This is a genomic window from Rathayibacter sp. VKM Ac-2929, assembly GCF_022815495.1.
Classification (GTDB): domain Bacteria; phylum Actinomycetota; class Actinomycetes; order Actinomycetales; family Microbacteriaceae; genus Rathayibacter; species Rathayibacter festucae.
Genome location: NZ_JALGRV010000009.1, coordinates 49,522 through 58,709 on the forward strand (window position 1 = coordinate 49,522; position 9,188 = coordinate 58,709).

Consider the following 9,188-nt stretch of genomic DNA (forward strand, 5'->3'; position numbering starts at 1 on the left):
GCCCGACTCCTCCGACACGTCCGGGTGAACCGACCACGACTGCTCTCCCTCGGTACGCTCGCTGGATGCCCCTCATCAGACCCTCGAAGGACGCCGGGCGGCAGCGCATCATCGAGTTGGTGGAGCGGTATCGGCCTCAGGCTGCGCACCTGACGGCTTCGAACTCGATCTACACCGAGACCGACGCACGTGTCTCCTTCATCGACCCCCTCCTCGAGGCGCTCGGCTGGGACGTCCGCAATGAGGGCGGGCTCTCCCAGCGGGAGAGCGAAGTGGTGATGGAGCGTGTCGGTTCGGACGCGAACGGCGCGTGGGGCAGACCCGACTACCGGCTGCGCCTCGCCGGCGCCGACGTGATGCCGGTCGAGGCGAAGAGGCCTTCAGTGGCCATCGGGGTCGACTCCTCTTCATCCGTCCAAGCCCGCTCGTACGGGTTCGCGCTGTCGCTGCCGGCGGCGGTACTGACGAACTTCGATCAGCTGATCATCTTCGACACCAAGATCGCTCCACTGAAGGGGGACAGCGGCGACGTCGCGGCGCTCCCCGGAGGCCGGTTCACGTTCGAGGAGTACGTCACCCGCTTCGATGAACTATGGGACCTGCTGTCCCACGAATCGCTCGCAGACGGCGGCCTCGAGCGCGTCTATAGCTTCGAGCGCCCACCGCGAGGCCAATCGCCGTTCGACAAGCGCTTCTTCACGGAATTCCGAGGCTGGCGCCGCACTCTCGCGCAGGCGATCGCCCATGGCATGCCCGAGCTAGGCGCCGCGGAGGTCGGCCGGCGAACCCAGCGCCTCCTCAACGCCCTGCTCTTCCTCCGCGTGTGCGAAGACCGCAACATCGGACGCTACGAAGACCTCCTCGGCCATGCAACGCACCGTCGCGTCGTTCAAGCGTTCAAGGACGCCGATCGCGCCTTCAATGCCGGCCTGTTCACGGTTCTTCGCGAAACGACGATCGATGACAGCGCTCTAGTCGACGTCATCACGCAGATGTACTGGCCCCGAACGCAGTTCGCCTTCGGCGTACTCGATCCGATCATCCTCGCGGGCGTCTATGAGCAGTACCTCGCCGAGCAGGTCGTACTGGCTGAAGACCGCACGGTCACGCTGAGCCTCAAGCCCGAGATCCAGCACGCGGGCGGAGTGGTCAGCACGCCCGACTACATCGTGCAGGAGATCGGTGCAGCCACTCTTGATCCGCTGCTGGTACAGGGGACCCCAGACGGTCTTACAGTGCTAGATCCGGCCGTGGGCTCAGGGGTGTTCCTGCTCGATGCGTTCGAGCGCATCATCACGGCCACGGAAATTACACGTGGCGCCGGGGCAGGACTGGCCGAGCGAGGAGAACTCGCGCAACGTCACTTGTTCGGGGTCGACATCGATGGCGCAGCCGTCGAGGTCACCAAACTCAGCCTCCTTCTGGCCGTCCTCGGCGGCGAACAACTCGAACCGGCGACAGCACGCAATGTGCTTCCCAACCTCGACCGCAACGTTGTCGCGGGTAACACTGTCGTCCGAGACGACTTCGACAAGATCCTCCCGGACATTGCCAAGATCCCCTTCCGCCGTGCGCGGGTCAGCCCCCTCGACCTGCAGACAGCGATCGGCGCCTCGTATCCCACTCGAGGGTTCTCGGCGATCATCGGGAATCCGCCGTATGTGCGCATCCAGGTGATGGCCGAGCACCTCACCGAGCAACTTGAGTACCTTCAAGACCCTCGGTCGAAGTACGAGTCGCCCAAGGCGAACAACTTCGATCTGTACCAGGTCTTCATCGAACGAGCTCTACAACTCCTCTCCCCCAACGGCCGACTCGGACTCATCGTCCCCCACCGCTTCACCAACCACCTCTCGGCTAGCGGCGTCCGCAAAGCCCTCAGCAAACGCCTCGAACGGCTCGTGCATTTCAGTGAGCAACAAGTCTTCCCAGGACGGCTGACATACGTCGCGATCATCATCGCCGGCCCACAGACCTCCGAACCGGTCGCCCTCGAAGTGGTCACCGACCTCCCCTCGTGGCGCGCATCGCGCGCCGCGACAGTACGTAGCCTCGATCGCAGCACGATCGGAGCCGCCACATGGCCGATCCGCACCGAAGACCAGGACAAGCTGTTCGCGCAGCTCGAAGCCGGCGCGATCGCGCGCCTCGGCGATCCCGATTGGGTTCATCTCTTTGTCGGGGTCCAAACCAGCGCCGACGAGTACTACTTCATCAAACCCACGCCAGCCACCGCTCACCTCGACGTCGTGAGCTTCACGGACCACAGCGGCGTACTCACCAAGATCGAACGCTCACTGCTGCGCCCCGCGATCAAAGACCGACGCATCTCCGACTACGACGGACAACCCGACCCCGACGTCCAGGTCATCTTCCCGTACGACTCATCCGAGACGCCGGCACGTCCGAAAGTCATCTCTGTCGACGCGATGAAGCACCAGTACCCACACGCCCACGCCTACTTCGAGCGGCACCGGACCTGGCTCACGACAAAGCGGAAGGTCTCCCCTGACCCGGGCGAAGCATTCTGGGCGTACGGGCGGTCACAGTCCCTCGGCAAGCTCAACGAGCCCAAACTGATCGCGCGCACGCTGTCGCTCTCGCCTCTGTATGCCCTCGACAGTGACGGCCTGGTCGTCCCGGGCGGGGGTGACGGTGGCCCTTACACGCTGCTTCGTCCGCAACCGAACTGCGCCTATTCGATCGATATCATCCAAGCCCTCCTCTCCCACCCAGCAGTCGACCTTTATGTAGCCGTTAACGGCAAAAAGTTCAGCGGATCTTACGCGGTGCATCGTAAAGCATTCTTGGCTGAGGTTCCGGTGCCTCCGCTCTCAGTTATTGAACAAAAAGAGATCGAGGAGAAGGTACGTGAACTCCGAACTCTCGCCATCGCTTTGAGGACAGAGCACGACACGGAAGCCATCAAAAGCATTCGCGCCCGTCGCTACCATGTCGCCGCAAGTATCAACGAGGTCGTAACAGCGGCGTATGGTCTTGACTCGGCATTGGTCCTTCGAACGACGTCCGAGGCCGGGTCGTGATTTGATGCGCGTTCTCCACTACACGACCTACCCGGATACTCATACTTTCGTCCGGGTAGACGAGGTGGGTCAGGTGATGACGGTCGAGCATACGGATGCGAAAGCGGAACCGATAGCGCAGCCGGGTGATTTCCTCCTGGGGTTTTCCGATGACCTGTTAGATGAGGTGCGGGTGTCTGCGTTCGACTTCGTCAGCGGCGCCGACGTCTCCGGCTTGTGCGTGCACTTCGCCAACGAGCGCTTCCCGAGGATGACGCCCTCAGCGCAGGTGAAGCCGTCTGATCCACTGCGGTGTAGCTCGTGCGCCGCAGTGACGTGGCCGACCGCCGAGCGGTGCGAGGAGTGCGGTGACCGTCAGCCTGAATGGAACTGCTCATTTTGTGGTCACTCGATGCGGCCAACGTTGCTGAACTGCGCCGACTGTGGATTCTTGCGCCCTGATCTGTAGAAGGCGCGAGCGAAGCGTTAGAAGGGCGCGTCGCCGCCCGTCGACCATGAGTTGTGCGGCGGCGGCAGCGCTCCTTCAGGCAGCGGAAGGCTGGTGACGACGTAAAGGTTCAGGATGTCGTCTCGGTCCATAAACATTATCTGACTGCGTTTCGTTGCGTCGAGGGCGTTCCCGAGCCAGTTCCGAGCGGCCTTCGTGATTTCGCCACCGGCGATGATGAAAGCGTGGTCAACGAGCACTCGGCGGCTTGCCTCGGGGTCGAAGATCTCGTGTGCCAGCATCATGAGCGCCTGGTTATGAATTTCCGCCATGTTGGCGTTGCCGGTCTTGGTGACGCCGGCCGCGTCCAACTTGCCCTTTTTTGCCTGGATGCCGAAGTACAGGACATGCTGGGTCGGCAATATGTAGCGCATCCAGACGTCTTTGCCGTATTCCAGGGCCTTGTCCTTGTGTCCTGCTGCCGTAATTCGGTGGTACCCGAGCTGCCTGAACATCGGGAGCAGGACCTCCTCGATTAGGTTGTCCTCGCTGCACTGGTCTAGATAGCTCGCGAGGAGTTGCCGACGCTCCCGTTCTGCCCTGCTGAACGGGCGGTGAGGGTTTGCCGCGAGCACCGTGACTATCTGGGTCCCGAGATGACGAAGGTGGCAGTGGTCATCTTCTCCGTAGAACGCTTCAAAGCCTTCGCGACCGAGGATTTCGTTGAGCTGCGCGAGCGCGAGCGGTCGATCAGGTCCTTCGTTGAGGCGGTCACTCGGACTCATCAGCTGGTCGATGAGTCGGCAGAATATTTCTGGTGGGCGGGCGGGCCCCTCGTGAGGCTCAGCCAGCATCAGCTCCAACGCGTCAGCCACCCAGCGGTGGCGAGTCGAGCCATCGTGCTCGTGCTCCGTGTTCAGGTCCTGGAAGAACTCGGTGATACGCGAACTAGACCGGTATGGGAAACGTTTGACCTCGTCCTCGTTCTCAGCATCGTCCCGTCCCACATTGCCGACGATGAGTTCACCAAGAGCTTCGAGGCTGCGGCGCTTGAACTTCACGGCGACAGTCTCGCAAATAGTGCCGACAAACGTCGGCACGGTATCGGAAGAAGAGGCAGATGGACGTCCCAGAATCCCGGCCGCGCGACGACCCTGCACCCCTGTGGACACATCCAGCCGCCGGTGGGAAGGTGAGGGCATGTCGAAGCCTCGGACCAAGCTCGCGCGTGCTGCGCTGATCAGCAACGGGATGGTGTGGTTCGGGCTGTCGTTCATGCTCTTCGCGATTGCTGGTGAGCAGACGTACGCGGCGTTTACCGGTGAGTGGTTCAACGTGCTCGGGTGGGTGCTGATCGTCGCGGTGGCCGCCGGCCTGGCGGTGGTCGGTGTGATCGAGAACCGGAACATCCGGGCGGGTAAGAAGTACAAGCCGCGTCCTCGCCGCTGACTACCGCTCGAGCGCGCGTGGCCGTTCTACGCGCGTGACCGGGGGGTCGAGGGGGCTCTCCCCCTCGTGCGGGCCGGCCCGTTTCGGGTCGGCCCGCGCACGCGCTCAGAGCGCGAGCGTGTGGAGGATCAAGGTCGTGGAGCCGATGGGCCTTCCGAAGTCGGTGTAGTCGAGGGTCGCGCGGCGGTTGCTGATGAGGTCGAGGGCGATCAGTTCCTCCTCGGACTCGTCCGTCATGTCGCCGGGCTGCTCGTCCCATTCGCGCAGCACCTGCCGGTCGGCGTCGAGGACTTTCCACAGTCCCCAGACGTGGGCGATGGGGCCGGTCGTCTCGTATTTGAAGATGAAGGCGGTCGCGGTGGGCCAGCCGTAGGCGGCCGCGGCGACGATCAGCGCTCGCGCTGCGGCGGCGGTCGCGTCGGCGTCGCCGGACGCGGCCGCGGCGTCGACGGCGACCTCGGCCGCTCGCAGCGTCGGGTCCTCCTGGTACGGGTCGAAAAGGTGGACGGGGCGGGGTGCGGTGGTCGTGGTGGTCATGGTCGGGCCTTCCTGTGCAGCAGTGGGAGAAGAGGAGGAGGGGCGGGGACCGGCGCGAGCCGGTCCCCGCCGGATGGGCTAGCTGAGCCCTGCGGCTTCGGCGGGGGTGCTGTCGCCGGTGACGACCTGCTCGACCGGGGAGAGCGCGTAACCCCAGGCCGCGAGCTGACGGAAGTGCTCGGCAGTGCGCTCGTCGCCGCGGCGCCAGGACTCCTTGCTCGTGTGCGCCTCCTGACCTCCGAGCACGACGGCCAGCGCGACCAGTCGGGCCTTCGCGGGGTTCGCCTCGACCAGCGCCGCGAGGGCGTCCGCGCGGTAGCCGGAGGGGCGCTCGATGCGCAGCAGCGCGTGCGCAAGGTCGCTGCCGCCCGTCATCCCGGAGGACACCGCGAACCGGTGAGCGGTGAGGCCGAGAGCGATGACGCGATCCGCGTCCTTCGGGAGGGTCTTGCGAGCGAGGAACGTCGCGATCCACTCGCGGCGCACCTTCTCGGCCGCGTTCCACGCCTTGTTGTTGGCGATGAGCACCTTCCGCTCCGCGGACTTCTCGGCGCGCTCCTCCTCGGCCTCCTCCTCGGCCTCCTCCTCGGTCTGCGGCTGCTCGGGGGCTCCGTAGGCGTAGGTGAATCCGGCGGCGGTGGGGTCTTGGACGAGGAGGGTGACCTCGACCTCGCCGCGCCAGCTGGTGTCGATGAGCACTCCGCGCCCGGGAGCGGCGGCGACCTGCTCGGGGGTGACGCTCTTGCCGTCCTCGCCGCGCAGCTGCCGGATGGGCGTCCACGTCGCTGCGTCGCCGTAGGCGTCGGAGCGGGTGAGGATCTGGAAGCCGTTGCCGGTGTACTCGGCGGCGGTCGCCGCGAGGAGCGCCTGGTGCGCGGCCTCGTCGCGGAGGGTCTGCGCGGTGTGCTCGAACTGGGCGGGGTCGTGGGTGGCGACCTCGATCAGGGTTGCGCGGGCGTCGGCGTCGTCCTCGAACTCCAACAGCACCGCCGCCTGGTCCAGGGTCAGCTCGTGCTCGTGCAGAACGGACGTGACAGTCGCAGACTCCGCGACCGCGAGGCCCTTCTTCACCGCGTCGGTCTTGGTGCCGGTGCGCTTGGCGATCGCTGCGACGGTGACGCCCTCGAACGCGAGCTGCGCCCACGCGGCGGTGCGATCCGCGACCGAGAGCTCGGCGCGCTGGTCGTTCTCGATGATCTGCTGAACGATCCGGTCCGCCGTCGTCTCGTCGCCTTCCACGACGTAGACGGGGATGGTGGGGACTCCGGCCTCGCGGGCGGCGAGGGTCCGGCGCTGTCCGGCGCGGACGATGACGTTGCCGTGCTCGTCGCGGCGGGCGAGGACCGGGGTGATGACGCCGTTCTCGCGGATCGACGCGATGAAGTCCTTCGTCAGCGGGGCGCTGGTGCGGACGTTCGCCTCGATCACGAGGACGGTCGGGTCGATGTGCTGAACGGTCCCGGTTCCGGTGGTGATAGTCACGATGGTTTCTCCTTGATCGGTGTGCGATCATTGAGGCGACAAGTCCCGTGGTTCTAACCCAACTACGGGGCTTTTGTCGTCTTCCTGATCGTTTTTCTTTGCCTCTCCGGCGGGATGAAATCAATTGAGTGGAGTCGGCGGAGTGACGGCTCTCTCGGGCGAAATAAGCCCGGAGGGCGCGTCCGAGAGAGACGGCACGTAGCCGACGGAGCGAGATAGATTGAAACCGCGGAGAGGTGAAGAAAACGGGGAATCCGGCCGCGTAGCGGCTCCTGCCGGCGGTGCTCCGTCGCCGCTGCGCGAGTGCAGCTCGCGCCCCCGGAACGGGGAAGACCGGGGAGTGTGAGGGGGTCGCCCCTCACGGGCCGGCCCGAAGGCCGGCCCGCACCGCTCACCGGCGCGACCGGGCTCTCGGAGCGTCGAGGGTCGCGGCGAGGCGGCGGATGATGCGCAACGCGTGAGCGTGCTGCTCGGCGGTGATGCCGATGCTCTTCGTCGAAGAGTAGGTGAGCAGCCCCGGGGCGCGCAGCCAGTTCGCGGCGACCTTCGCCTGCGGCATCCGCAGCAGCCGGGCGGTTTGGCGCAGGTCGCGGAGAATCGGGTTGGGGCTCGAGGCGTTCATCGCGCATCCGTCTCAGTCGACGCCGGGATGCCAAGGAGGTCGCGCACGCGCGCCTCCTGCTCCGGGGCCAGGGGCGCGGTGTCTCCCGTCTCGGCGTTCCCGCCGAGGATCACGGCGCTTCCGTAGACGGGGCTCGGGTAGCCGAGGAGGTTTGCGAGGAACGTGGCGGGGAGGTTGAGGGTGCTGCCGTTGATCATCCCTTCGTCGTCTACCCACAGGTCGATCCCGAGCTCGCAGCGGATCACGTCGAACCAGTGGCAGCCGATCGCGGCCTGCAACTCGGCGACGTGCGCGTCCTCTCCCGGGTCCGCGATGCTCACCGTCTCGAACTCGTCGACCGTGATGCGAATGGCGTCCATGACTGCTCTCCCTTGCTGATCGTTTTTCTTTGCCTCTCCGGCGGGAAGAAACCAATTGAGTGGAGACGCCGTAGTGACGGGCTTTCCGGGCGAAATAAGGGCGCTTGCGCCCGCGTCCGGAAAGGTCGGCACGGAGGCGTCGGAGCGAGATAGGTTGAAACCGCGGAGAGGTGAAGAAAACGGGTAATCCGGCCGCGTAGCGGCTCCTGCGGGCGGTGCTCCGTCGCCGCTGCGCGAGTGCAGCTCGCGCCCCCGGAACGGGGAAGACTGGGGAGTGTGAGGGGGTCGCCCCTCACGGGCCGGCCCGGAAGGCCGGCCCGCGCCGCGCGGCTACCGGTCGGCGGGCTCGTAGCAGTTGGCGCAGTCGCACGGCCCGCCGGGGTTCTCCGCCCGCTCGACGGCCGCGATCTGCGCGGCCTGCTCCGCCAGGGAGAGCGCCTGCCACCCCTCATCCGCGCGCCGGTTCGACTCGATGCGTGCCGCACGCTCGTCCAGCGTCTCCGGGGTCGGGGTGAGGAAAGCGGCCAGGGTCGCGCCGGTGTCCTGCTTCTCGGCGGGGGTGAGGAACGCGATCAGCGCGGCGGCGTAGGCGGTGCCGTCGTCGGTGACGGGAAATCCGCCCGGGGCTCCTTCGCCGGGAAGGGTGAGCGTGTTGCGGATGTGCGCGAGGATCTCGGCGTCCGTGGCGGTCGCGTCGTCGTCGGACTCCGCACGGCGGGTGTCGAGAATGAGCGCGAGCTGTTCGGCCGTGGCGCGGCCGGTATCGGTGGCGGTCTGCATGGTGTGGGTGCTCCCTCTGGCTGATCGTTTTTCTTTGCCTCTCCGGCGGGAAGAACCGTTTGAGTGGAGGCGGCGTAGTGACGCCCATTCCGGGCGAAATAAGGGAGCGCAGCGACCGCGTCCGGAATGGGTGGCACGGAGCCGGTGGAGCGAAATAGGTTTGAACCGCGGAGAGGTGAAGAAAACGGGGAAACGGGCCGCGAAGCGGCTTCCCTTCGGCGGTGCTCCGTCACCGCTGCGCGGGCAGAGCTCGCGCCCCCGGAACGGGGAAGACCGGGGAGTGTGAGGGGGCAGCCCCTCACGGGCCGGCCCGAAGGCCGGCCCTCGCCCCCTCAGCTCGCCGCGGCCGTCTGCGCGACTGCCTCGCGGGCCGCGTCGAGTTCCGCGGCGGTGCGGTGGCCCTGCACGTCGGCGTAGGCGACGGAGTAGGCGCGCGTTCCGGCGTTCCAGTCCAGGGCGACGGTCACGGTCTTGGGGTTCACGCGGGT

8 protein-coding genes are annotated in these 9,188 nt (G+C 66.2%); 2 read left to right on the forward strand and 6 right to left on the reverse strand.

Translation table 11 applies throughout. From position 1 onward, the window contains the following. Window positions 1-65 precede the first annotated feature (65 nt). Window positions 66-3,044, forward strand: a complete 2,979-nt coding sequence (locus MT355_RS20595; RefSeq protein ID WP_243600979.1) for an Eco57I restriction-modification methylase domain-containing protein — start codon at window positions 66-68, stop codon at window positions 3,042-3,044. Window positions 3,045-3,509: 465 nt separating this feature from the next. Here the strand turns inward: MT355_RS20595 and MT355_RS20600 are convergent, their stop codons facing one another. After that, window positions 3,510-4,532, reverse strand: coding sequence for a hypothetical protein (locus MT355_RS20600; protein ID WP_243600980.1), 1,023 nt, complete (start codon window positions 4,530-4,532; stop codon window positions 3,510-3,512). 139 nt (window positions 4,533-4,671) lie between these two features. On the opposite strand from MT355_RS20600, the gene MT355_RS20605 reads away from it, so the two are divergent. Further along, entirely contained in the window at window positions 4,672-4,920 is a 249-nt protein-coding gene (locus MT355_RS20605; protein ID WP_104233598.1) for a hypothetical protein, read from the forward strand. A 105-nt stretch (window positions 4,921-5,025) separates the two neighbouring features. Here MT355_RS20605 and MT355_RS20610 read toward each other — a convergent pair whose 3' ends face one another. The 5 genes from MT355_RS20610 to MT355_RS20630 all read right to left on the reverse strand — a co-directional run bounded on the left by MT355_RS20610 (window position 5,026) and on the right by MT355_RS20630 (window position 8,700). Next, window positions 5,026-5,457 (reverse strand): hypothetical protein, encoded by a 432-nt coding sequence (locus tag MT355_RS20610; protein WP_243600981.1) that lies wholly within the window; start codon window positions 5,455-5,457, stop codon window positions 5,026-5,028. 78 nt (window positions 5,458-5,535) lie between these two features. Then, entirely contained in the window at window positions 5,536-6,939 is a 1,404-nt protein-coding gene (locus MT355_RS20615) for a ParB/RepB/Spo0J family partition protein (RefSeq protein ID WP_243600982.1), read from the reverse strand. Between the two features lie 391 nt (window positions 6,940-7,330). After that, window positions 7,331-7,561 carry a hypothetical protein gene (locus MT355_RS20620; protein ID WP_243600983.1) on the reverse strand — a complete coding sequence of 77 codons (231 nt, stop codon included), beginning with the start codon at window positions 7,559-7,561 and terminating at the stop codon, window positions 7,331-7,333. Further along, window positions 7,558-7,920, reverse strand: coding sequence for a DUF3846 domain-containing protein (locus MT355_RS20625; protein WP_243600984.1), 363 nt, complete (start codon window positions 7,918-7,920; stop codon window positions 7,558-7,560). Before MT355_RS20625 ends, MT355_RS20620 begins: the two co-directional genes overlap by 4 nt. A gap of 330 nt (window positions 7,921-8,250) precedes the next feature. Continuing rightward, the gene (locus MT355_RS20630; protein WP_243600985.1) at window positions 8,251-8,700 is read right to left on the reverse strand and encodes a hypothetical protein; all 450 of its coding nucleotides are present in this window, start codon (window positions 8,698-8,700) and stop codon (window positions 8,251-8,253) included. Window positions 8,701-9,188: the final 488 nt, after the last annotated feature.

Bases quoted from the DNA above. Each gene is read 5' to 3' on its own strand.
- MT355_RS20610 (WP_243600981.1), bottom strand. From the start codon at position 5,457: ATGACCACCACGACCACCGCACCCCGCCCCGTCCACCTTTTCGACCCG.
- MT355_RS20595 (WP_243600979.1), top strand. From the start codon at position 66: ATGCCCCTCATCAGACCCTCGAAGGACGCCGGGCGGCAGCGCATCATC.
- MT355_RS20630 (WP_243600985.1), bottom strand. From the start codon at position 8,700: ATGCAGACCGCCACCGATACCGGCCGCGCCACGGCCGAACAGCTCGCG.
- MT355_RS20625 (WP_243600984.1), bottom strand. From the start codon at position 7,920: ATGGACGCCATTCGCATCACGGTCGACGAGTTCGAGACGGTGAGCATC.
- MT355_RS20620 (WP_243600983.1), bottom strand. From the start codon at position 7,561: ATGAACGCCTCGAGCCCCAACCCGATTCTCCGCGACCTGCGCCAAACC.
- MT355_RS20605 (WP_104233598.1), top strand. From the start codon at position 4,672: ATGTCGAAGCCTCGGACCAAGCTCGCGCGTGCTGCGCTGATCAGCAAC.